The 22,899-nt window shown below is 62.9% G+C and carries 25 protein-coding genes; 8 read left to right on the top strand and 17 right to left on the bottom strand.

Annotation, left to right across the window (positions count from 1 at the left end; all coding sequences use genetic code 11):
- Position 1: 1 nt before the first annotated feature.
- From NKI32_RS17130 to epmA, 4 genes are all read right to left on the bottom strand, one after another.
- The gene (locus tag NKI32_RS17130; RefSeq protein WP_023671575.1) at positions 2–247 is read right to left on the bottom strand and encodes a DUF4170 domain-containing protein; all 246 of its coding nucleotides are present in this window, start codon (positions 245–247) and stop codon (positions 2–4) included.
- A gap of 68 nt (positions 248–315) precedes the next feature.
- The gene (locus tag NKI32_RS17125) at positions 316–1,122 is read right to left on the bottom strand and encodes a 3'(2'),5'-bisphosphate nucleotidase CysQ (RefSeq protein ID WP_023671574.1); all 807 of its coding nucleotides are present in this window, start codon (positions 1,120–1,122) and stop codon (positions 316–318) included.
- Entirely contained in the window at positions 1,109–2,452 is a 1,344-nt protein-coding gene (locus tag NKI32_RS17120; RefSeq protein WP_023816274.1) for a TldD/PmbA family protein, read from the bottom strand. Before NKI32_RS17120 ends, NKI32_RS17125 begins: the two co-directional genes overlap by 14 nt.
- A gap of 199 nt (positions 2,453–2,651) precedes the next feature.
- Positions 2,652–3,698 (bottom strand): EF-P lysine aminoacylase EpmA, encoded by a 1,047-nt coding sequence (gene epmA / locus NKI32_RS17115; protein ID WP_352535714.1) that lies wholly within the window; start codon positions 3,696–3,698, stop codon positions 2,652–2,654.
- A 129-nt stretch (positions 3,699–3,827) separates the two neighbouring features.
- On the opposite strand from epmA, the gene efp reads away from it, so the two are divergent.
- The 3 genes from efp (at position 3,828) to NKI32_RS17100 (ending at position 6,756) form a co-directional block, all read left to right on the top strand.
- Positions 3,828–4,397 carry an elongation factor P gene (gene efp, locus NKI32_RS17110; protein ID WP_023682947.1) on the top strand — a complete coding sequence of 190 codons (570 nt, stop codon included), beginning with the start codon at positions 3,828–3,830 and terminating at the stop codon, positions 4,395–4,397.
- A gap of 71 nt (positions 4,398–4,468) precedes the next feature.
- Complete coding sequence (locus tag NKI32_RS17105; RefSeq protein ID WP_353003044.1) at positions 4,469–5,929, top strand: phospholipase D-like domain-containing protein; 1,461 nt, start codon at positions 4,469–4,471, stop codon at positions 5,927–5,929.
- A gap of 26 nt (positions 5,930–5,955) precedes the next feature.
- Positions 5,956–6,756, top strand: coding sequence for an endonuclease/exonuclease/phosphatase family protein (locus NKI32_RS17100; RefSeq protein WP_023671569.1), 801 nt, complete (start codon positions 5,956–5,958; stop codon positions 6,754–6,756).
- A 1-nt stretch (position 6,757) separates the two neighbouring features.
- On the opposite strand, the gene NKI32_RS17095 is transcribed toward NKI32_RS17100, so the two are convergent.
- The 13 genes from NKI32_RS17095 to NKI32_RS17035 form a co-directional block, all read right to left on the bottom strand.
- The gene (locus NKI32_RS17095) at positions 6,758–8,725 is read right to left on the bottom strand and encodes a glycoside hydrolase family 127 protein (RefSeq protein WP_353003043.1); all 1,968 of its coding nucleotides are present in this window, start codon (positions 8,723–8,725) and stop codon (positions 6,758–6,760) included.
- Between the two features lie 38 nt (positions 8,726–8,763).
- Entirely contained in the window at positions 8,764–9,621 is an 858-nt protein-coding gene (locus NKI32_RS17090) for a carbohydrate ABC transporter permease (RefSeq protein ID WP_023712775.1), read from the bottom strand.
- A complete protein-coding gene (locus NKI32_RS17085; RefSeq protein WP_023753742.1) occupies positions 9,621–10,541 on the bottom strand; it encodes a carbohydrate ABC transporter permease in 921 nt (306 codons plus the stop codon). The genes NKI32_RS17090 and NKI32_RS17085 overlap by 1 nt, the downstream gene beginning before the upstream one ends.
- Positions 10,542–10,664: 123 nt before the next feature.
- Positions 10,665–11,903, bottom strand: coding sequence for an ABC transporter substrate-binding protein (locus NKI32_RS17080; protein WP_023689585.1), 1,239 nt, complete (start codon positions 11,901–11,903; stop codon positions 10,665–10,667).
- Positions 11,904–11,972: 69 nt separating this feature from the next.
- Complete coding sequence (locus NKI32_RS17075; protein ID WP_352747981.1) at positions 11,973–13,031, bottom strand: LacI family DNA-binding transcriptional regulator; 1,059 nt, start codon at positions 13,029–13,031, stop codon at positions 11,973–11,975.
- Positions 13,032–13,384: 353 nt separating this feature from the next.
- A complete protein-coding gene (locus tag NKI32_RS17070; protein ID WP_352626826.1) occupies positions 13,385–14,305 on the bottom strand; it encodes a Kiwa anti-phage protein KwaB-like domain-containing protein in 921 nt (306 codons plus the stop codon).
- Between the two features lie 2 nt (positions 14,306–14,307).
- Positions 14,308–14,904, bottom strand: coding sequence for a KwaA family protein (locus NKI32_RS17065; protein WP_353003042.1), 597 nt, complete (start codon positions 14,902–14,904; stop codon positions 14,308–14,310).
- The gene (locus NKI32_RS17060) at positions 14,905–15,486 is read right to left on the bottom strand and encodes an ATP-binding protein (protein WP_352626822.1); all 582 of its coding nucleotides are present in this window, start codon (positions 15,484–15,486) and stop codon (positions 14,905–14,907) included.
- 212 nt (positions 15,487–15,698) lie between these two features.
- Positions 15,699–16,706: a hypothetical protein gene (locus NKI32_RS17055; RefSeq protein WP_352626820.1), complete on the bottom strand. Its 1,008-nt coding sequence runs from the start codon at positions 16,704–16,706 to the stop codon at positions 15,699–15,701.
- Between the two features lie 119 nt (positions 16,707–16,825).
- On the bottom strand, positions 16,826–17,176 hold the full coding sequence (locus NKI32_RS17050; RefSeq protein ID WP_352626818.1) for a hypothetical protein: 351 nt from the start codon (positions 17,174–17,176) through the stop codon (positions 16,826–16,828).
- Complete coding sequence (locus NKI32_RS17045; RefSeq protein WP_353003041.1) at positions 17,166–17,726, bottom strand: hypothetical protein; 561 nt, start codon at positions 17,724–17,726, stop codon at positions 17,166–17,168. The genes NKI32_RS17050 and NKI32_RS17045 overlap by 11 nt, the downstream gene beginning before the upstream one ends.
- Before the next feature lie 161 nt (positions 17,727–17,887).
- Entirely contained in the window at positions 17,888–18,235 is a 348-nt protein-coding gene (locus NKI32_RS17040) for a hypothetical protein (protein WP_352626815.1), read from the bottom strand.
- A gap of 13 nt (positions 18,236–18,248) precedes the next feature.
- Positions 18,249–19,127: a LysR family transcriptional regulator gene (locus tag NKI32_RS17035; RefSeq protein WP_502897958.1), complete on the bottom strand. Its 879-nt coding sequence runs from the start codon at positions 19,125–19,127 to the stop codon at positions 18,249–18,251.
- A 163-nt stretch (positions 19,128–19,290) separates the two neighbouring features.
- Here NKI32_RS17035 and NKI32_RS17030 point away from each other — a divergent pair, with 163 nt between their 5' ends.
- The 5 genes from NKI32_RS17030 to NKI32_RS17010 are packed head-to-tail and all read left to right on the top strand — an operon-like array spanning position 19,291 to position 22,897.
- Complete coding sequence (locus NKI32_RS17030) at positions 19,291–20,481, top strand: MFS transporter (RefSeq protein WP_353003039.1); 1,191 nt, start codon at positions 19,291–19,293, stop codon at positions 20,479–20,481.
- Positions 20,478–20,948, top strand: a complete 471-nt coding sequence (locus NKI32_RS17025) for a cyclophilin-like fold protein (RefSeq protein WP_023734245.1) — start codon at positions 20,478–20,480, stop codon at positions 20,946–20,948. The genes NKI32_RS17030 and NKI32_RS17025 overlap by 4 nt, the downstream gene beginning before the upstream one ends.
- A 19-nt stretch (positions 20,949–20,967) precedes the next feature.
- Positions 20,968–21,363 (top strand): (R)-mandelonitrile lyase, encoded by a 396-nt coding sequence (locus NKI32_RS17020; RefSeq protein ID WP_023682960.1) that lies wholly within the window; start codon positions 20,968–20,970, stop codon positions 21,361–21,363.
- A 25-nt stretch (positions 21,364–21,388) separates the two neighbouring features.
- Entirely contained in the window at positions 21,389–22,405 is a 1,017-nt protein-coding gene (locus NKI32_RS17015) for a zinc-dependent alcohol dehydrogenase family protein (protein ID WP_023682961.1), read from the top strand.
- Between the two features lie 57 nt (positions 22,406–22,462).
- The gene (locus NKI32_RS17010) at positions 22,463–22,897 is read left to right on the top strand and encodes a lipocalin-like domain-containing protein (RefSeq protein ID WP_027049660.1); all 435 of its coding nucleotides are present in this window, start codon (positions 22,463–22,465) and stop codon (positions 22,895–22,897) included.
- The last annotated feature ends 2 nt before the right edge of the window (positions 22,898–22,899 follow it).

The raw sequence follows: 22,899 nt of genomic DNA, 5'->3' as shown, positions 1-22,899 counted from the left end.
GTCAACCGGCGGCCTTGCTTTCAGGGTCGAGCAGCCGGTGCAGATGGACGACGAAATAGCGCATATGGGCATTGTCCACGCTGGCTTGCGCCTTGGCCTTCCACGCGGTGTGCGCGGTTTGATAGTCCGGATAGACGCCAACGATGTCGAGCGCGTCGAGATCGCGGAACTCGGTGCCTCCCAGTTGCTTCAGCTCGCCGCCGAACACCAGGTGCAAAAGCTGTTTCTTTCCGTCTTCCGCGGCCATTTCGGTCCTTCACATATTGTGAGTTTGCGACAGGTCTAGCCCAAAGCTGCCGACTTTGGAACCTTCGATCACGCTTCCGTATCGGCAATGACGCCGGCAAGCACGGTCAGCAGCTGCCCGCTGCCGGCGACCAGCGCGCCGTGACGGATGATCTCCCCGGCATAAAGCGGCGCGCGGCCATGGCCGTCGAGCACGGCGCCGCCAGCCTCGCGCAAGATGAGATCGGCGGCGGCGATATCCCAGTCATGCGCGTTGGGCTTGACGAAGGTTGCGTCGAGCGTGCCGTTGGCGACCATCGCCAGCCGGTAGGCGAGAGAGGGAATGTGCGCCGCGCGCCGCACCCGGCTTTGCCATTGCGCCGGCATCAGGTCGATCAACTGCTTCAGCCCGCCGATCTCGACCGTCTTACCCAGGCCGCGCACGGCAATCGGCTTGCCGTTGCGGAAAGCTCCATGGCCAGGCAGCGCCCAATAGGTTTCGCCCTTGGCCGGACATTCGAGCACACCGGTGAGCGTGCGGCCATTCTCGACCACCGCGACGCTGACGCACCACGAGCGCAGACCTTCGAGGAAGCCGCGGGTGCCGTCTATGGGGTCGACGACAAAGGTGCGCCGCGCCAGAAGCCGTGCCGGATCGTCAGTCGTTTCCTCCGACAGCCAGCCATAGTCCGGCCGCGCCGCCAGCAGGGTCTCGCGAAGATAGGCGTCCGCCGCGTGGTCGGCTTCGCTGACCGGCGAGGTGCCGCCTTTCATCCACACTTGCGGGTTCTTGCCGAAATAGCGCATGGCGATCGCGCCCGCCTCGCGGGCGGCGTCGCGCAGCAGATCGAGGTCTTCCGAGGCCCCGGCCGATATGACCGGGTCACGCTCCGGCAAGGGTCATTCCTTCGATCAGCAGCGTCGGTGCGGCAGTGCCGAAATCGCGGTCAAGATCGCTCGCCGGAACCATATTGAGGAACATCGTCTTCAAATTGGAGGCGATGGTCACCTCGGCCACCGGATAGGCAAGCTCACCATTGTCGATCCAGAAGCCGGATGCGCCACGGCTGTATTCGCCGGTCACCATGTCGACGCCCTGGCCGAACACTTCAGTGACATAAAAGCCGGATTTCAGCGACCTGATCAGGTCTTCCGGCGTCCTGTCGCCCGGCTCGATGGCGAGATTGGTCGAAGACGGCGATACCGACGAGCCGCTGCGCGCGCCGCGTCCGTTGGTGGTCAGCCCCAATTCCCGCGCGGCGGACGTCGACAGGAACCAGTGCTTCAGCACGCCGTTCTCGACCATCAACAGCTTTTCGCCCTCGACGCCTTCGCCGTCGAACGGGCGCGAGGCCTGGCCGCGACGCCGTAGCGGCTCGTCGGTGACGGTGATGGCAGCCGACGCAACCTGCTTGCCCATCATCTCGCGCAAAAAACTCGTCTTGCGCGCCACCGAAGCGCCGTTGATGGCGCCGGCGAGATGACCGGCAATGCCGCGCGCGACGCGCGGATCGAACACCACGTTGACCGGACCGGTCGCCGCCTTGCGGGCGCCGAGGCGGCGCACGGCGCGCTCGCCGGCCTTGCGGCCGATCAATTCCGGTGCGTCCAGATCGGAAAAATGCTGGTTCGAAGAGTATTCGTAGTCGCGCTCCATGCCGGTGCCTTCGCCCGCAATCACGCTGGCCGAACGCGAAAAGCGCGACGCGACATAGTGGCCGACGAAGCCGTTCGACGTGGCAAGCACCAGCCCGCCGAGGCCTGCGCTGGCGCCGCTGCCGGCCGAATTGGTGACGCCCTTGACTGCAAGGGCCGCTTCCTCGGCGGCCAGGGCCGCTTCCTTCAACTGATCGGCCGAAACCTCGGTGGCGTCGAACAGATCGAGGTCGCGCACCTTGCCGACCAGCAAAGCCGGATCGGCGAGACCCTGATAGGGGTCCTCGGGCGAGACTTTGGCCATGGCCACGGCGCGCTCGGCCAATGCCTTGGGGTCCGATGCCGCCGTCGCCGAGACGCTCGCCACCCGGTTGCCGACGAAGACGCGCAGCGAGACATCGTCGCCCTCGGACGCCTCAGTGTTCTCGACCTTGCCCAGCCGCACCGACACGCCGATCGAGCGGCCGCGCACGGCAACCGCGTCGGCGGCGTCGGCGCCGGCCCGCTTGGCAGCCTCGACCAGTGCCGCGACGCGGTCGGTCAATTTCGCTGCCTCTGGTGTATCGGTCATGCGCATGGTCCTGGCTGAAGCCGCGCCGGGCGGTAGCGGCTGTTGCACCATCTATTGTCCCAATGCGGCTTGTGCAATGGCGCACGGGCAATTGTCCCGCTGCGGCATAGCGCCCAAGCGGCCCGCAAAGCCCATCCGCGGCGGCCGCCACAGACGCGCGGCTTGACCGGTTTGTGAGTTTAACCGAGGCCGATTTCCGTCAAGGAGTGGCGACCGGCGTCCAGATCACGTCATCGATCCTCGTCGCGCCCGTTGCCAGCATCACCAGCCGGTCGAAGCCGAGCGCCGAGCCGCTGGCTTGCGGCATGATGGCGAGGGCGGCGAGAAAATCCTCATCCAGCGGATAGCGCTCGCCATAGACGCGCTCCTTCTCGTCCATCTCGGCGGCAAAGCGCCGGCGCTGCTCGGCCGGATCGGTCAGTTCGCCAAAAGCATTGGCGAGCTCGACGCCGCAGCAATAGAGCTCGAAGCGCTCGGCCACGCGCTGGTCCTCCGCGCTCGGCCGGGCGAGCGCCGCTTCCGAGATCGGATAGCCGTACAAGATGGTGGCCCGCCCCTGCCCCAGCACCGGTTCGACCTTCTCGACCATTACCCGGCTGAACAAATCGGCCCAGTTGTCATCGTCGGCCGTGCGCAGGCCGGCCTTGACCAGAGCATCATGGAGTGCGGCGCGGTCTGTGCTGCCATCGGCAGAAACGGTGGCAAGAAGATCGATGCCGGCGTAACGCGCAAAAGCTTCCGCCACGCTCACGCGTTCCGGCTCGGCAAACGGATCGGCCTCGCGGCCGCGGAAGCGGAAGGTTTTGGCGCCGGCCCGCTCAGCCGCGAGCTTCAGCAGTTCGGCGCAATCGGCCATCAGGCTGTCATAGGTTTCGCCGACCCGATACCATTCCAGCATGATGAATTCGGGATGGTGCAAGGGGCCGCGCTCGCGGTTGCGCCAGACGGCGCCCAGGCTGAAGATGCGCCGCTCACCGGCGGCCAGCAGCTTCTTGCAGGCGAACTCCGGCGAGGTGTGGAGATAAAGCGGCCGGCGCGCGCCGTCGGCGCCGATCGCCTCGGTGGCGAAGGCTGAGAGATGCGCCTCGTTGCCGGGCGAAATCTGCAAGGCCGCCGTCTCGACCTCGATGAAGTCGCGCTCGCCAAACCAGCCGCGCATTGCGGCAGCTATGGCGTTGCGGGCCATCAGCCGCGGCCGGCGGTCGGCGTGAACATCCGGCGTCCACCAGGGCGAAGCGCCAGTCATGGGTTTGCCGGGCAACGGAATTGCTGACAGGGCTGGCGGTTCGGGCCAAGATGCGCTACGGCGACGGCTCTCGCAGCCGATTTGCGCCGAACGATCGTTTCAGGCCAACGAAGTCTAGGATTGAAAACCGTGGTGAAGGTCATCGCCAGTTCGCTCCGTAAAGGCAATGTCGTCGACAAGGACGGCAAGCTTTACGTCATCCTCTTTGCCGAAAACATCCACCCTGGCAAGGGTACGCCGGTCACCCAGCTCGACATGCGCCGCATCTCCGACGGGGTGAAGGTTTCGGAGCGCTACCGCACCACCGAACAGGTCGAGCGCGCCTATGTCGAGGAGCGCGAGCACACCTTCCTCTACGCCGACGCCGAGGGGTATCACTTCATGAACCCGGAAAGCTACGACCAGGTCGCGGTGCCGGAAAGCGTGGTCGGCGACATGGCGCCCTACCTGCTCGAAGGCATGGCGGTGCAGATCTCGCAGTTCAACGGCATCGCCATAGCCCTGGTGCTGCCGCAGCGCGCTACTTTCGAAGTGGTCGAGACGGAGCCGACGACCAAAGGCCAGACGGCGTCCTCGTCCTACAAGCCGGCCGTGCTTTCGAACGGCGTGCGCACGCTGGTGCCGCCGCACATCGCGCCGGGCACCCGCGTGGTGGTGATGACGGCTGACGGTGCTTATGTGGAGCGGGCGAAGGACTGAGGCGCGAGCGCCTCCGTCCTGGTTGATCCGTTGCATTGCCTTCTGCGGCCGCTGGCTCGATAGTCCTGCCGATGTGGCAGACCTTTGTGACCTACTGGCCTCTGATCCTTGTGATCATTCCGATGCTGATGGCCGCCATCGGCATCGTCCACGCAATCATGACCAAGGAAGACGTGCGCGCCGCCACCGGCTGGGTCGGCGTGATGATCTTGTCGCCGTTCCTTGGCGCGATCATCTATGCCATTGCCGGCATCAACCGCATCCGCCGCGCCACGATCAGCGCCATGCGGCCCGTCGCCGGTGAAGCCGAGACAGCCAAACACGACCACGACATTGCGCTCGAAACACTCATCTCAGCCGAATTCGGCCAGCGCTTTGCCGGCCTGAAGACGCTAGGCGACAGGGTGGCGCGGCGCGGCCTGCTTTCGGGAAATGCAATCACCATCCTGAGGACCGGCGACGAAGCCTACGCGGCAATGTGCGGGGCGATCGACGGCGCACGGCGCAGCATCCTGCTCGAGACCTACATCTTCGACAATGACGAGATCGGACGACGTTTTGTCGGATCGCTGGCCGGAGCGGTCCGGCGCGGTGTGACGGTTCGCGTGCTGATCGATGCGGTGGGCGTGCGCTATTCCGTGCCCAGCATTCTTGGGACACTCCGGGAAGCCGGCGTCACCGTCGATCTGTTCAACGGCAACATCGTCATGGGCCTGAGACTTCCCTATGCGAATTTGAGGACGCACAGGAAAATTCTGATCGTCGACGGTGTGGTGGCGTTCTCGGGAGGCATGAACATCCGCAAGGGATTTTCGGCCGAATGCGCCGGCAGCGCCAGTTCGGCGGATACGCATTTCCAGGTGACGGGGCCGGTCGTGGCCGACCTGTTCGCGGTTGCCGCCGAAGACTGGCGTTTTGCCGGCAACGAGGCCCTCAAGGACGAGGTCTGGCACGTGGCAAAGCCCTCGCCGCCTCCCGGTCAGCCGATCCTGGTGCGGGCGGTGGCGTCGGGGCCGGACGCCAGCATCGAAACCAACCACAAATTGCTGACGGGGGCATTTTCCGTCGCCCGCAAATCGATCCGCATCATGTCGCCCTATTTCCTGCCGGACCGGGAATTTGTCAGCGCGCTGGTCACGGCTGCCCGGCGCGGCGTCGAGATCGACATCGTCGTGCCCGCGGTCAACAATCTCTTCCTGGTCGGCCGCGCCATGACGGCGCAATACGACCAGGTGCTGAAGCACTATTGCCGCGTCTGGCGGCATGAAGGGTCGTTCGACCATTCGAAGCTGTTGTCGGTCGATGGCGTCTGGGCCTATGTCGGCTCCTCCAACCTCGACGCGCGGTCGCTGCGGCTGAATTTCGAAATCGACCTTGAGGTTCTGGATACCGGCTTTGCCGCCGAGATCGAGGGGCGCATCGGAGCGGCAATCGCTTCCGCCAAACCCGTCACACTCGCAACCCTAAGAGCGCGGCCATTTGTCATCCGGGTTTTTGACCGGTTGTTATGGCTGGGATCGCCCTATCTTTAGAATCAGGACAGATTGAACGCAGGCCTATGGACATAAACGGACGCAGCCTTCCTGAAACAGTGCTCCTGTCGATCCGCGGCAGGAAAGCGCGCAAGGCGAACGCGACGCCGCGCAAGCACATTGAAGGCGCCCAGATGGTGGTCGCCTCCTACAACGTCCACAAATGCATCGGCACCGACCGCAGGTTCGACCCCGAACGGACCGCCCGCGTCATCCGCGAGATCGGCCCCGACGTCATCGCGCTGCAGGAGGCCGACAACCGCTTCGGCGACCGCGCCGGGCTGCTCGACCTTGCCCGGATCGAACACGAAACAGGGCTTGTGCCGGTGCCGGTTTCCGGAAGCGGCAAGGGCCATGGCTGGCGCGGCAATGTGCTTTTGTTCAAGCGCGGCACCGTGCGCGACGTCCATCAGATCAAGCTTCCGGGACTGGAGCCCCGCGGCGCGCTGGTTGCCGAGATCGACCTCGACGAAACGCGCACTCTGCGCGTCATCGCCGCGCATCTCGGCCTGTTGCGCCGCTCGCGTTCGGAGCAGGCCCGCGTCGTGCTCGACATCATGAGCAACCAGGATGAAAGGCCGACCTTGCTGCTCGGCGACCTCAACGAATGGCGGCTGGGCAACCGCTCGGCGCTCAAGACGCTGCACGCCACCTTTGGTTTCACGCCGGCGGCGGTGCCGACTTTCCCCTCAGGCCTGCCGGTGCTGGCGCTCGACCGGATCATGGCCAACCGGCACGGCATGGTATCGTCGGTGGAAGCCCATGACACGCCGCTGTCGCGGGTTGCGTCGGATCATTTGCCGCTGACGGCGTTCGTCAGCCTGTAACTCATCCGTCCCGCAGCCAGACCAGCATCTCACCGGGTTCGCGGTTGTCCCAGGCAAAGTACGGGACGGCGGTGATTTTCGTTTCGCTCACCGCCGGCGGATCGGTGCGATAGAGCCCGGTTTCCCAGTTTTCCTGGGCTTCCTTGCTGCCAAGTGCCGAAAGCGTGACGATGCCGCCGAGCAGGTTCGGCTCGGCATGCGCCTCGATTGTTGCCGTTCGCGGCAGAGCGATCCGATGCAACTGGCCGGGATTGTCGGTCTCCTCGACGCAATAGATCAGCGGACCGCGCGCAAGTGCGACGCGGCCGATGTCCTGACGCACCTCCGGATTGGCGAACAGACGGGCGATCGACATTTGGAGATCGAGTTCGACCCGGTCGCCCTGGCGCCACTCGCGCCGGATCGCGGCATAGCCGTCGCTGGTGATGTCATCCAGATCGACCGCGGCGCCGTTAACCTTGAGCGCCGCCTTGCCGCACCAGGAGGGGACGCGCAGGTGCAAGGTGAACTCGACCGGCGCTTCGGCTTCGATCCGGATCGAGACCGCGCCATCCCAAGGATAATTGCTGGTCTGAATCAGACTGACCGCCCGGTTCGATATGTCGAAGCGCGCGGTGCTGTCGCCGTAGAGATGAACGGCGAGCGCGTCGTCCGACAGGCTGTAGAAATAGCTGCCGATGGAGGCGACCATGCGGCCGATATTCGGCGGGCAACAGGGGCAGCGATGCCATTTCCAGCGATTGTGCCTGCCCCGGCTCTCCAACGGGTTCTCGTAGAAGAACAGCGAGCCGTCGAGCGACAGGCCGGAGATCGAGCCGTTGTAGAGTGCCCGCTCCATCATGTCGGCGTAGCGGGCGTTGGGACCCATGCCGAGCATGCGGCTGGCCCAGAACACGAGGCCGACCGAGGCACAGGTCTCGGCATAGGCGGTTTCGTTGGGCAGGTCGTAGTCGCTGGTAAAGCCCTCATTGTGCGCCGATGGCCCGAGGCCGCCGGTGACATAGAGGTTCTTGGTGGTGAGATCGTTCCACAGACGGTCGAGCGCTACCCTGAGCGTGTCGTCGCCATATTCGGTGGCGATGTCGGCCATGCCGGAATAGAGGTACATCGCCCTGACCGCATGGCCGACGACCTTGTCCTGCTCGCGCACCGGCTTGTGCGACTGGTTGTACTCATAGGTCTTGAAATGATAGGCCTTCGGGTCGGCGCCGCGCGCACGCGCCTCCTCGTCGAAATAATGCGGCTGTTGCCCGCGCTGGTCGATGAAATACCTGGCCAGGTCCATGTATTTCTGCTCGCCGGTCGCCCGCGCCAGCTTGACCAGCGCCAGCTCGATCTCCTCATGGCCGCAATAGCCCTTCTTCTTGCCCGGCTCCGGACCGAAGGTGTCGGCGATATGGTCGACGTAGCGGCACATGATATCCAGCAGCTTGCGCTTGCCGGTGGCCTGGTAGTAGGCGACCGCGCCTTCGATCAGATGGCCGGCGCAATAGAGCTCGTGGCAATCGCGCAGATTGGTCCAGCGCTTGCCGGGCTGGATACGCTGGTACCAGCTGGAGAGATAACCGTCTTCCTGCTGCAGTCTGCCGTAGAGGTCGATGACGGCATCGATCTTCTTCTCGAGCGCCGCGTTCTTGCGCCGGTAGAGCGAATAGGCCGCGGTCTCGATGGTCTTGCCCCAATCGGAGTCCCAGAACATCTGCGTCGTCACCGTCGAGCCGGTGAAGCCGGGGCTGGCAGCCTCGTCGGGCGACGGCGAATGGAACGGAATGACGACGCCCGGCGAGGGCCGGTCCGGGTCGATCTGCTCCAGCATGCGCGCCTCGACGCAGCGCTCGTAGAGGATGTCGGCGGTGCGCGACGCCACGGCATCGACACGGTCGCCCCAGAAGCCGCGGACATCGACCTGCGGCACCGGCAGCGGGCGGAAGGCGAGTTTGCCGGGCTTGGCGAATGGTTGAACGGTCATCGTGTCACTCCGTTGGATATTGGTCATTTCACGGCGGGTCATTTCACCGCGCCGGCCATCAGGCCGCGGATGTAGAAGCGCTGCAGCAACAGGAAGAGCACCAGGCACGGCACCATCATCACTGTGACGCCCGCCTGCACGGCGCCCCAGTCGATGGCGCCGAAGCGGCCCGACTGAAGCGCGGTCATCATGATCGGCAGCGTGAATTTGGACTGATCGGTCATCAGCACGAGTGCGGCCAGGAATTCGTTCCAGGCGCCGAGGAAGGCAAACAGTGCGATGGTGACGATGCCCGGCCAGACCAGCGGCAGCATCACCTTGAGCAGCATGGTGACGTTGTTGGCGCCGTCCATGCGCGCGGCTTCCTCGATCTCGCGCGGCACCGCGTCGAAGGCGTTGCGCATCATGAAGATCGAGAACGGCAATTGCAGCGTGGTGTAGACCAGGACCAGCCCGGTCAGCGTGTTGTGCAGGCCGACCTTGGTCAGCACCAGGAAGATCGGCGTCAGGATCGACTGGAACGGGATCATGATCGTCGACAGGATGACGATGAAGAGCACATCCTTCATGGGAAAGCGGAAGCGCGAAAAGCCGTAGCCGGCGAGCACGCTGACGATCACCGACAGGATCACCGTCATCGAGGCGACATAGAGGCTGTTTTGCGCCGGCAGCCAGAGGCCGTCGCCAAAGGTGTCGAGCGTGCGGTAGTTCTCGACCGAGAAGCCTGTCGTCGGCCATGGCGGCAGCGGCGGCTGGCGCGCCTCCTGCGCCGGCTTGAAGGTCGACAGCACGGCCCAGACGATCGGCGCGATGAACAGCACTGAGGCGATCATGCCGGTCGAATGCTCGGCGATCCTGAGCCAGAGGCGGCTGCTGCGGCTTCTTGCCTGCGCCATCAGTCGATGCCCTCCGGCTTGCGCAGCAGCCACAGCTGAACCAGGCTGAGCGCCACCAATATGGCCAGCAGGATCATCGACAGCGCCGCGCCATAGCCGAGCTTGAACGAGACGAAGGACTGGTTGAAGATCCAGTAGACGGCGGTCAGCGTCTGGTTGCGCGGGCCGCCGCGCAGGATGATGTAGAACTGGTCGAAGGCGAGGATCGAACCGGCGATCGACAGGATCAGCGCCAGCGCCAGCGTGCGGCGCATCAGCGGCAGGGTGATGGCGCGAAAGCGCGCGAACGGCCCTGCCCCGTCGATCATCGCGGCTTCCTGCAGATCGGTCGGGATCGACTGCAGGCCGGTCATCAGGATGATCATGGTGAAGCCCGCCACCTTCCAGACGACCATGGCGATGATCGACCAGAAGGCCGGCTGGAAGGTCGCCAGCAGGTTGAACTTTTTCGCCGTCAGGCCGAGGTCGTAGGCGGCAGGGCTGAACAGGCCGGAATCGACATTGAGCAGCCACGACCACAGCAGGCTGGCCGAGGCGAAACCGACGACCGCCGGCATGAAGAAGGATGTCCGGTAAAAGCCGGTCAGCCGCCTGGGCTTTTCGATGAACAGCGCCAGCGGAAAGGCGACGGCGAAGATCACGATGGTGACGATCACGGTGTAATAGGCGGTGAAGCTCAGCGCGTTCCAGAAGCGGTTGTCGCGCAGGATCGCCCGGTAATTGTCGAAGCCGATATAAAAATGCTCGCCCATCAGCGGCCAGTTGTGCAGCGACATCCAGGCGGTCATGCCGAGGGGAATGATGAAGAAGACGACGACCAGCGCCACGGCCGGCGCGACATAGAGCAGGCCGATCCACTGCCGGCGGCCAACGCCGACCAGTTTTCTGGCGCGTGGCGGGGTGGTGGTGATGGCGGTCATTTACCCTCCCCCTTGTGGGGAGGGTAAGGAGCGCCGGCCGCCCGTCCAGGGAGACGGACCGGGCGACCGGATCAGGACCCGCGACGGCAGGGGCGTTGCACCGCCCTCGCCGCCGGCCAGTCCTTATTTCTGCGCCTGGTCGATGATCGACTGCATGGTCTCTTGGGCATTGGCGATCGCGCCATCGACGTCGTCGCCGAAGACGACCTCGTTGATCATCTGCGTCCAAGGGCCGTTGGCGGAGTTGATCAGGTCGTTGAACACCACGGAATAGGGCGTGCGGCCCTTGGCCATGGCTTCGGCGGCGATCTGGTAGCGCGGATCGAGATCTTTCAGCGCCTCCTTGGCGATGTCGCCGCGCACCGGCAGGCTGCCGTATTTGGCCAGGATGGTCTGGCCTTCGAGCGAATAGGCAAAGTCGAGAAACTCCTTCACCACGGCGAGCTTCTTGGTGCCCTTGGTGACGACGAAATTGTCGCCGCCGGCAAACGAAGACCAGCCGCTGTCCTTGCCCGGCAGGAAGGTGACGCCATAGTCGATATCCGGATACTGCGTGTTGAGCGCGCCGATGGCGAAGGCGCCGGACGGCGAAATGCCTATATTGCCGGTGGCGAAGGCGGCAAAGAAGTTGGCGCCGGTGTCGGTCTGCGCGCCGGCCGGCACCAGATCCTTCTTGACCATCGAGCGGTAGAGGTCGATGGCGCCGCGCAGCTGCGGGCTGTCCAGCGTCGCCTTCGAGCCGTCCTCGGAGAGGATGTCGCCGCCCGAGGCCCAGATCAGCGGCGTGAAGGTGAAGATGTTGCAGCCGCCGCAATTGCCGGAGAAGTAGAAGCCCTTGATGTCGCCACCAAGTGCGTTGACCTTTTCGGCGTCAGCCTCGATCTCGGCCCAGTTGGCCGGGCCCTTGTCGGGATCGAGCCCCGCCTGCTTGAACAGTTTCTTGTTCCAGATCAGCACCGAGGCGTCGGCCGAGAACGGCAGCCCGTAAATGTGGTCCTTGTAGGTGCCGGTCTTGACGTGCGCCGGCGACAGGCTGGCGAAATAGGGCAGCGATTTCGCCCAGTCGGTGATGTCCTCGAGCTGGCCGGCGGCGGCAAAGGACGGCGTGTAGATCAGGTCGAGCGACAGCGCGTCGGGCGCCGTGCCGCCGGCGGCGGCGGCGCCATATTTCGGGATGATCTCGGCATTGGGAATGATGTCGAGCTTGACCTGGTTCTCATGGCCCTTGTTGAAGGCATCGACGATCCGCGGCATGAAGTTCGAGCCGTCGGCGCGGACCCAGATGTTGGCGGTGTCGGCAGCCATTGCAGGCAAGGCAATGATGCTCGCGGCGAGCGCGAACCCGGTAATCACGGTCTTCATGGTTTTCCTCCTCATGGTTCTGTTCTCCTCCCTGTTGCGGCGCTCCCTTAGATGGCGCCGCGCGTTCTCCTAGCCGTCCAATGGGCGGCCGCAGGACTGACGCACCACCAGCCGGCACGGCAGTTTTCGAATGCCCGGCGCGGCGGGTTCGCCACCGACGAGCGATAGCAGTGTGAGGCCGGCCTCGCGGCCGAGCGCCGCCAGGTTCATGTCGACCGAGGTCAGCGGCGGGCGGGTTGCCTCCGCCACGATCTCCCAATTGTCGAAGCCGATGACGCCGACATCGCCGGGCACGCCTAAGCCGCGCTCGCGCAGCGCATCGATGACGCCGCGCGCGATCTGGTCGTTGCCGCAGAACACGGCGTCGGGTTTCTCCCCCTTCTTGTTGAAGAGCGTTGGGCCGTCGAACAGCTTTCCGACGGCTTCATGCCCCCAGGCTTCCGACCACGAGCCGAGCAAGGGCTCGGTGACCGGCAGGCCGTGGGCGGCCAGCACATCGCGAAAAGCCTGTGCCCGCTCATTCACCACGGCAAAACTGGCGGGACCGCTGACATGGGCGATGCGCCGACGCCCGAGCCGGCAAAAATGCTCGACCGCCAGCCGCGCCCCGCCGGCATCGTCGGAGACGAAGGCGATGGCATCGGGATCGGGCTGGCTGAAGGCGTAGATGACGGGCACGCCGAGATTGGCGAGGTCGACCGGCAGATGGCGGTCGATGCGCTTGCCGCTGGCGATGATGCCGTCGATGCGCTTGTCCAGCATCGCCTCGACATGCAGCTGCGCCAGCCGCGGATCATCCTCGACATTGCACATGAACACCGAGACACCGGCGTCGACCAGCGCATCCGAAATGCCCGACATGACCGGCAGCGAAAAGCGGCCATAGGTATCATTGGTCAACAGGCCGACGGTGAAGGAGCGCCGCCGCAGCAGGCTCTGCGCCAGGCTGTTGGGGCGAAAGCCGAGCCGCTGCGCCGTCTCGCGAATGCGCTGCCGCGTCTCGACGGTCATCCGCCCCTGCCCGTTCAGCGCCTTCGACGCCGTGGCCACACTGACGCCAGCCATCGCCGCCACTTCACGCAGGGTGACGGGGGTCTTGGCGGGTGGCGGCGAGGTGTCGGAGGGCATTGGTCGGGTGTAAGTCCTCGGGTTGAGAAAAGGTTTTCTCTTGCGGGTCTCTGGCGTGTTGATGTGGGTGGGTGGCGGATGCTGCGAGTTTGGGAAAACGTTTTCTCAGACGAGACTAGGATGAGAATTTGGGGATGGCAAGAGGGTATAGCGGGATGCGACACGATCCGGTTGATCGTGATAGCCGCTTTGCACCAGAGGCGGTCATTGACGAGCAAATATTCTGATGTCGCCTTGTGGACGGCTCCTCTTCTACGCGCCGCGATGCTCCGGTTATGATGTTTCGCCCAGAAGCACGGGAGGCGCCAGATCATGAACGGGGAATGGCGACCGTGACTGGCCTGCTCAAGATATCAAGCTACGGCGGTAGCATCGGGCACGTCATAGTTCTGTTCGGAAAATATTGACGACAACCGGTGGTCAAGCAAGGCGCGAACAATATCCGCGCAAGTCTCCGGCGTCGCGACCAGCTTGCCGTCTTGGCCAAACACCAAGTTCAGTCCGCACTTCTGGAAATTGTCGCGCAGCCGCTGCATAAACTGCGCATCCAGATAATGGCCCTTCTGGCGGATGACGCAGGCGCGGCGCAGATGGATTTTGTTCTCCCCCACGAATGTCACGAGTGGAGCGACATCGGAGAAAATGGCGGCGAAAGCCGGTTCCGCCTGCAAGGCCACGAAATCCTCGGCATGAGCCTGCTTGTAGCTCAGCACCTTTTCAAATGATGGCTTGCTCAACATGATGATGTCCTCGCCAGCGATGAAGAAATCAACATGGCGGGATATGCTGAAGGCTGGCTCTTCATTGAGTCCAAGTTGTTCGTCCTTGAATATAACGGAAATGGCGCTCCGAACCTGCCTGGACTGCCAAGAATTATCCGTGCTTCGGACCGCGTAGATCGCGCTGTCGCCATGGGTTAGCTTCACGACATAGAACTTGGTGTTTTGTACCTCCTTCAACGATCTCACTTTCTTTTCGGCAAGTGGATCCGCCATCTGCGCAGTGATTGCGTCGGCGTGGGTCTCCAAGGCGTCGATCCTGAGAGCAATCCCATCCTGCGCCGCCGCCAAGAGTGTGTAGGGAGTAACGTCCTGAATCGAGTCCCGCGCCTGAGCGAGGGCCACCTTTAAGGCGTTGTCGAGCTCTTCGTCCGTATCGACGCGACGTCCCGTGAACCGCGGCGCACCTCCCGGCGCGATGGACTTCTTGAAGAGCCACACCGAAACCGTAGAATTATGTATGTCGAAATTGGCCAGGCTTTGCGGCAACGGCATGGTCAGTCTCCTCCCGTGCTGGATTTGATCACCAGGATGTCCTGAACCGGAATCTGGCGATATCGCGCGCCTGGTTTGATGTTTCCGTGAGCAAGGGCATTGGCGCTATGCACCTGCTTCGACGCGGCGTGGTTATAGGAGATGTCGTATAGCTTCCAGCCGAAGACGATCAGCACAGGATTCAGAATGATCTGGCCGGACTTGTAGCTAATCCAGAACATCCACCCTAGGAAGATGACCACTCCGATGTGCTTCCCAATATCCTGATAGTCGATGCTCATAAAAGAAACGACATAGGGAAGCGTATAGTTCATAAGGTCGGTGGGCACGTGTTTTGCTTCCTGCACGACGATCTCGTCCTTCGGCTTGACCACGGCAAGTGCCCATAAGGTCAGCACGAAACAAATTAAGCAGGCCACAAAAATGCCAACGGCGAAGACCGGATTTTTCAACGGTATCGAGCAGGCGCTCTCCCACACCTTCCAGCAAAGCGGGCGGTCTAGAAAAGCGTACTCGAAGTCCTGTGCGAGAAGTATGAGGCTCAAGGGTAGGTAAGACCCCAAGAATACAACTAAAGCCGAGATCACCCTGAACTGCATTTATGGTGCTCCTGGTGCTTGAGCGTCGATCTTGACCGAACAGAAGAGTCCGTCGATCCAAGCCCTCTGCAAGGTGGTAGAGGGCAGTGTTCCATCTGTTTGGCGCGCCAGTATACGCGCCCCGTCGCCGGACCTGAAACGCACTACTCGGCTAATATTGGCGAGGCCGACAAAGATGGGACGAAAACCCATTCCACGGCCCTGCTCGGCTTTTGCTGAGATCCCCTCGCTAAGCGCCAGTTCCAATGCGGTGCACGAGTCCAACACTCCGGCATAGAGGGGGTTCTTGCGAAGACTTCGCAGAACCCCGATCCCATTATCGCATACCACATATTCGAAACTGCCCCGCCGGGCGGCATACGCGACCACGCCCGTATCCGCGCGTTCGCTGTGTTCGATGGTGTTGGTGTAAATTTCCTCGAGGCTCGCGACGAGTTGCCAGGATTCTTGCTGCCCCACGCCCACTCTGGTAGCCGCGTTTTTGGCCCTGATCGAGAAATCATGCCAATTCATGGCATTCTTGACGACACTACGAACCGTGATGACACCTTGCTGTCCGTCGGCCCTAAACCAATCCGTCATCGCGATGACGTTTGCGAGTTGCTCCCTAAATCCTGGCGCCTCAAGCCATCGACCAAGGGCGTCCGGCAAATAGCCGAGACGCCAAAGCTCCAGTAGAGGACCAAGCTCGTGACCGGTTTGCGGCGGAATTCGTGCTGCCCATCCCGGTCCACTTGAGGCGGCCAGCCCAATATCGTCAACCAGTTCGAAGGTCAGACTATCTATGGCGCACCTCAGCCTGCTCTGGCTGCCAGCGGCGGCAGGCTATAGTAGGCGGCTCGAAGGTAAGCCACCTGCTCCTCTAGATTGATCCTTAGCAATGGATCGAGGAAGGCTTTGGGTAGCGTTTTGAAAGGGACCCACTCAAGAGCACTATTCGCGACTCTTTCGGCGATGCGACGCTTCTGCGTCTTCATAAAGGCCGTCGTGTCGATATAAATGACCTCGCGGAAATGCCCGCGCAGGAAAGGAATGACCTGTGGGTTGCCGCGGATGATGATGTCGAGCGGACGATTTACAGCGGCGGCGAGTTCGGCGAGGCGATCGAGATGAAATTGCCGTCGCCCAGTCCGATCTGGTCCGGTGATGAATTCGTAAGCAAGCGCCTGCACCTCTGGACGCTCGACGACGAAGGACATCCAGCGTTCGAAATCCTGAAAAGTTCGCCCATTCGGATGCAATGCGCACGCTAGACCGTTCTCTTGGAACTCGGCGAAGACCAGCGCTATACGTTTCATGGCGTGAAGATCGTCCCAGCGAGGATGATCTAGGACGAGGCTGAAATTCGGCGTGGTGACCATGTGGATGCCGAGCGCAACCAGCCCCCTAATGATCGCCGGACGGGCGGAACCGAGCGACCACCAGGACTCAATCCTGTTGTCGTGATCCACGCCGGTCAGGATGATCTTGCAATCCGGCATCAGGCGAAACGCCTCACGAAGTTGCTCCGCGCTGGAATGCTTGGGCCGTTTGCGACGGAAGTCCACGACATCCGCCAACCTCAGCGCCACGATATCCGCGTCCAGTGCCTGCGAGCGACGGCTGCCGTGATAGATCAGTTCCACGATATCCCCCTTAAGCGTGATGGATCGAATAGGCGCGCGGGGCGTGATGTTCAGGTCGAAACCTCCGATTTCCCGCGACTGCTGGGGGAACAGCACGGTGTTGTTAGCGCATACCTTTGTGCAGAACTCGGGCGTGCCGCAGCAATGATGCAGGCAATCGACAATCTGCGCCTCCAAGCTTAGGCCACCACAGACTCGTCGCTCCGGGCAGATCCCGCAACCCAGGCACATCGTATTTGCGTAAGGGTTGTCCGTGAGCATGCGCGTCTGGAGTTCAGTACTCTTGGTTGCGTGGGTCAGCACAGCGTGACATCCACTTTGCCTGAGATGGTGTGGACGCGCTGAACAACCGCGCGAGCAACCCCTCCTGACTGTTGGATGGAGGAGACTATCTGCGTTGACGGATTGTCCATCGAGCCAACGGTGTCGTTGCCACGCCTGAATGTGATTGAACCGGAGTTCCTAGATTCCACGATGAACGACTCGCCTGCCGCGACCGCGACGCCGGAGCGGATCGTTCCAAGATAGACCTGGGGCTTCTCCCCAGGAACCGCCGAGAACAGATGAGGCGTCGCCAAAGCCACCCGCTGGATGTCGATGGTCTTGCGGATCGTTTTCTTTGTCCGGCTCAGAAACTCAACGCCCATTGTTCCCTACCTCCACGACGGGCCGGTAATATTTGGCACGTCCCTTTGAAAACTCGCGGATAAGGCCACGAGCGGCCAGTCCAGCGAGTCGGTTGTTCCAAGCGGTGGTCTTCTCGGTTTCGCCGAAGCGCTCTTTCAAGGTGTTTGCGTCGGCCTCACGGAGTCTATTAACTAGGTCAAATGTAATCTGTTGTTTTGGGTCAAGTTTGCCAACAAGGCCAATATCGAAAACATGGCCGTCCTCGCTCAGCTGACAGCTTAGGATGGCATCATTCTTCGCATCTGCAACCATCTGAAATTCATCATAAACTGATTCATTCACATTTGCTGCGACTGCGTAGAACTTTGAATCTGTCAACCGTAGGTAAGACTTGAACGAGAATACGGACTCGCGAAGGTAGCTTGCAGTCGCGACCTGTACATCGCGAAAGTCCAGGAAGAGCGGAGCAGCAGTCTCTGGATTGACGTCGATGCCCTGTATCATGCGCGCGAATGCGATTTTCCCATTCAAGGCTCCTGCAAGCACGGGCTCCCGATCAGAGCGCAGCATTTGGTATCTCATGGTCATCACCTAACTCACGTTACTCACGTGAGATAGGACGGAACCTTTTCATCGTCAAGAGAGCTTCGCATTTTCCGGCTCGGCGCGCTGGCGAGGGTTGATCCCTCCCGCGAGCGCAGCACGCCCCCAAATGCCAACAAGGGGACGGGTCAGACGAGCGCCCCCAGACACACTCCAGAAACAAAATTCAACAGTTCGGAAAAACCGGCGAAAAGTTCGGGTGGCATAAGCTTCCCGGTCGGGATTCCGGATTCTTCCCTTTTTGGCAGCGTCGGTCCTCCACAAACAACGGTCAAATCGCAGCGGCGGCGCAGTGCCTGCTCCAGCGGCGGCATGAACAGCCGGGCGATGCCCGGCCAGGACGAGAGAGTATGGACATGGACTACGATATCGCCGGACTGGACAGCGACGCGGCAACGCCGATCGGCCAAATCGCACGCATTGAGGATGCCTGGGGGCAGAACCTGCCATTCAGCAAGGTCAGCTTCATGATCCACAACAGTCTCGGGGTCAGATGCGATGGCGGAGCGCGTCGATGATCACCGCCATCGCAGGGGAGAGCTGTCGCCTGCTCGGATAGTAGAGGTGATAGCCGGCAAATGGCGGGCTCCAGTCGTCAAGCACGAGCCTGAGGCGTCCCTCGGCGATGTGGTGGCTGACGAGGTTTTCCGGGACATAGGCGATCCCGAAACCGCTTGCCGCAGCCTCGATCATGGGAATGGACGAATTGAAGGTGAGTTGGCCTTCCACCCGCACACGAAGGTCGCGGCCATCCCTGGCGAATTCCCACGCATATAATCCGCCGAACGTCGCCTGCCGCATATTGATGCAGTCGTGATGGACCAGATCCTGGGGCGCGGTCGGAACCGGATGGCGGGAAAAGTAGTCCGGCGAAGCCACGGCCACGAGCCTCCAATCGGGTCCGATGCGCACTGCGATCATATCCCTGTCGATGCTCTCACCAAGCCGCACGCCTGCGTCGAAGCGCTCCTCCACAATGTTCTTCATGCCGTTGTCGCTGTAGAGCTCGACGCGCACGTCGGGATTGTCGCTGAGCAAGGGCTGCAGCTTCGGCCAGACGGTCGTCTGGAGCGCATGGTCGGACAGGGTGATACGGACCGTTCCGGAGGGCTTGTCGCGAAACGCCACCAGGCTTGCGAGGTCGGATTCGATTTCCTCGAAGCGCGGAACGAGCGATTGGAAAAGTCGCTCGCCGGCCTCGGTCGGAGAGACGCTCCGTGTCGTACGCGTCAGCAGGCGGACGCCAAGACGAGCTTCAAGCTCCTTGATTGTCGAACTCAGGGTCGACTGCGAGGTTCCGAGCTTGGCCGCCGCCCTGGTGAAGCTGCGCTCCCGGGCGACCGCCACGAACCAGAGCAGATCCTTCATGCCATCGCGTTGCACAGGGCACCTCCCATCGGACATTCATATCATGAGCAGATAAGTCCATGCGGATTGCTTAGTCTACTTAAATGGGTTCCCCTGCAATATCTTCTGGCAGCGATGGGGATTGGCGGCTGATCCGTCCGGTCGCTTTGCCAGGATGCCAATCATGGAAACCACGTACGACACAAGGCTTGTTGAAAACCGCGCCGCATGGGGCGCGGTGTTGTCGATGGCGCTGTGTGTTTTCGTGCTCATCGCGTCGGAATTCATGCCGGTCAGCCTGCTGTCGCCGCTAGCGGCCGATCTCGGCATCACCGAGGGCCGGGCGGGACAGGCGATCTCGATTTCGGGCGCTTTCGCCGTCGTGACCAGCCTGCTGGTCGCCGGCCTCACGCGCCACATCGACCGCCGACTGGTCGTGACCGGCTTTACCCTCCTCCTCATCGTGTCCGGTCTGGCTGTCACCTTCGCGCCGAACTACGCGTTGCTCATGGTCGGCCGGGCGCTGCTCGGTATCGCGATCGGCGGGTTCTGGTCGATGTCGACCGCGATCGTCATGCGCCTCGTGCCGCAAGACATGGTTCCGAAGGGTCTCGCCATGCTGAACGCCGGCAATGCCATTGCGGCCACCATCGCCGCGCCGCTGGGCAGTTTTCTTGGCGCCTATGTCGGCTGGCGCGGCGCTTTCTTCCTCGTCGTGCCGTTTGGTCTCCTGGCGCTGGCCTGGCAGTGGACAAGCCTGCCGCCGCTGCCGCCGCGCCGCAGGAAGCGTGCCGGCAATCCGCTGGCGCTGCTCGGCCGTCTTCCCGTCGCCACCGGCATGGCGTCGATCATGATGCTGTTCATGGGCCAGTTCGCGCTCTTCACCTATCTGCGGCCCTTCCTCGAGAACGTCACCCGGCTCGACATCGCCGCCCTCTCGGCGGTCCTGCTGGCGATGGGGCTGGCCGGGGTGCTCGGCACATGGTGCGTCGGCCGGCTTTTGCGCACGCGTCTGTTCAGCATCCTCACCGTCATCCCGCTGGTCATGGCTGCGCTGGCCGCCGCGCTCATCGCCCTCGGTGCACTCCCGGGTCCCACAGCGCTGCTGCTCGTTGCCTGGGGCTTCTTCGGCATGGCCGCGCCGGTCGGTTGGGGCACGTGGCTCAGCCGAACATTGCCGAACGACGCGGAGGCCGGCGGCGGGTTGCAGCTAGCCGTCATCCAGTTCGCCATCACCGGCGGCGCCGCGATCGGCGGCACGCTGTTCGATACGGTGGGCTGGTGGGGACCGTTCACTCTGGGCGCGGTGCTGCTCTGCGGATCGGCGGTCGCCGCCCTTGCCGCAGCGCATATGGCCCGGAGGTCTTTGCCGTGACGAACGAACATGCGCCGCTCAGCCGCCGGACATTGCTCGGCGCCGCGCTCGCGGCGGCGGCCCTGCCTCGCACAGCCGCCGGCCAGGAAGGCCAATCTCCCGTCAGCCAGGAGCCCACCGACATGAAGATCAGGATGGTTTTCAACGGCCGCACCATGACCGCCACGCTCTACGACAATCCGTCGGCGCACGACTTCTTCTCCATGCTGCCGCTCGACCTCGAAATCGAGGACTACGCCCATAACGAGAAGATCGCCTATCTGCCGCGCAAGCTGACCGAGGAGGGAAGCGGTCCGTTCGCCGACGAGCAGCCCTATGACCTGTGCTATTTCATGCCCTGGGGCAACCTGGCCATGTTCTACGCCGACTACCGCCATCCGGGGCTGATCAGGCTTGGCCGCTTCGACGAGGGCGAGCAGGCCCTGCACATTCGCGGCAAATTCCCGCTTCGCATCGAACGCATTTGAGGACGCAAAGGAGATCACCATGGACATTCTTCGCGCCGGCACCAGGCCTTCCGGCAAGGGACCGCCTGACTGGTTCACCGGAACGGTGCGGATCGATCCGCTCTTCAATCCCTTCGACGCCGAGCGGGTTCAAGGCGCACAGGTGACCTTCGAGCCCGGCGCCCGCACCGCCTGGCACACGCATCCGCTCGGCCAGACGCTGATCGTCGTCTCCGGCCTCGGTCGCGTGCAGCGCGAAGGTGGCCCGGTCGAGGAAATCCATCCGGGCGATGTCGTCTGGTTCGCTCCCGGCGAAAAGCACTGGCACGGCGCGTCGCCTCGGACCGCCATGACCCACATCGCCCTCCAGGAGGTCAAGGACGGCAAGGTCGTGGACTGGCTGGAACATGTCAGCGACGCCGACTACGGCGGCTGATCTTCTCCCCTCGGAAGGAACCAACATGCTTGCAACCGTTCTTCACAAACCGGGCGACATACGCTGCGAGGAAATCGCCGATCCGAAAATCATGCGGCCGACGGACGCCATCATCAAGCTGTCGGCAAGCTGCATCTGCGGCTCGGACCTGTGGCCCTATCGCGGGCTGCAGCCGGTCGCCGGGCCGATGCATATGGGCCACGAATATTGCGGCATCGTCGTCGAGGTCGGCGCAGAGGTGCGCACGGTCCGCCCCGGCCAGTTCGTCGTCGGGTCATTCTGCCTCTCGGACAATACCTGCCCGCATTGCCGCTTCGGCTTCCAGTCGTCTTGCGTGCAGCGCGAGTTCATGTCGGGCGCGCAGGCGCCTTACGCTCGCGTACCCTTGGCCGATGGCACACTGGTCGCCACCGCCGAGGTGCCGCCGGCCGACCTCATCCCTGACCTGCTGGCGGTGTCCGATGTGCTCGGCACCGGCTGGTATGCGGCCGACGCAGCCGAGGTCCGCGAAGGATCGACGGTGGTGGTGGTCGGCGACGGTGCGGTCGGCCTGATGGGCGTGCTTGCGGCCAAGGAGATGGGCGCCGAGCGCATCATCGCCATGAGCCGGCACGCCAGCCGCCAAAAGCTCGCCCGCGAGTTCGGCGCCACCGACATCGTCGCTGAGCGCGGCGAGGAAGGCGTGGCCCTCATCAAGGAACTCACCAAGGGCGTCGGCGCGGACTCCGTGCTGGAATGCGTCGGCACGGGAGAATCCTTCGACCAGGCGCTGGCCTGCTCCCGCCCCGGCGGCACCATCGGCTATGTCGGCGTGCCGCACGGCGTGAACTTCGACGGCCAAAAACTATTCTTCGGCCAGAAACGCATGCTGGGCGGCCCGGCGCCGGTGCGCCGCTTCCTGCCCGACCTGATGGACCGTGTGCTGCAAGGTCGGATCATGCCCGGCAAGGTCTTCGACCTCAAGCTGCCGTTGGCCGAGGTCGCTGAAGGCTATCGCGCCATGGACGAGCGTCGCGCCATCAAGGTCATGCTTTCGGTGTGAGCAAGATCGGGCGGACGGCCTGTGCGCACCCACAACTCAGAAAAGGAACAACGACATATGACTATGAGATTAAAGATTGCCGCCCTTGCGCTTGCCCTTTCGGTCGCCACGCCGGCTCTCTCGCAAGAATCCGCGATCATCGGCGCATGGCGCATGATTTCGCTCGAGGCCGGCTCCGAGGGAAACCTGAAGCCCGTGTCCTATTCCGGCCAGGTCATCTTCACCGAGGCCGGCACCCTCTCGGTGCAGGCGCAGAACCCCGACCCCAAGGCGCCGGACACGCCTTACACGGCGAATGGCTACGAAGCCTATTACGGGCCGGTCGCCATCAACGACCAGGACAAGACCTTCGTCATCACCATCGAGTCCTCCCTGGTCCGCAACCTTGTCGGGAAGAGCATGAAACGCAAATTCGAGGTCTCGGACAACAAACTCGTCCTCACGCCTGACAACCCGGCCGAAGGCTGGCGCGTAACCTACGAACGCTACTGATC

This window comes from Mesorhizobium sp. M0761 (assembly GCF_040320205.1).
Lineage (GTDB): Bacteria > Pseudomonadota > Alphaproteobacteria > Rhizobiales > Rhizobiaceae > Mesorhizobium.
The sequence above is the reverse complement of the archived record's forward strand: the minus strand, read 5'-3'. Positions and strand labels throughout refer to the sequence as shown.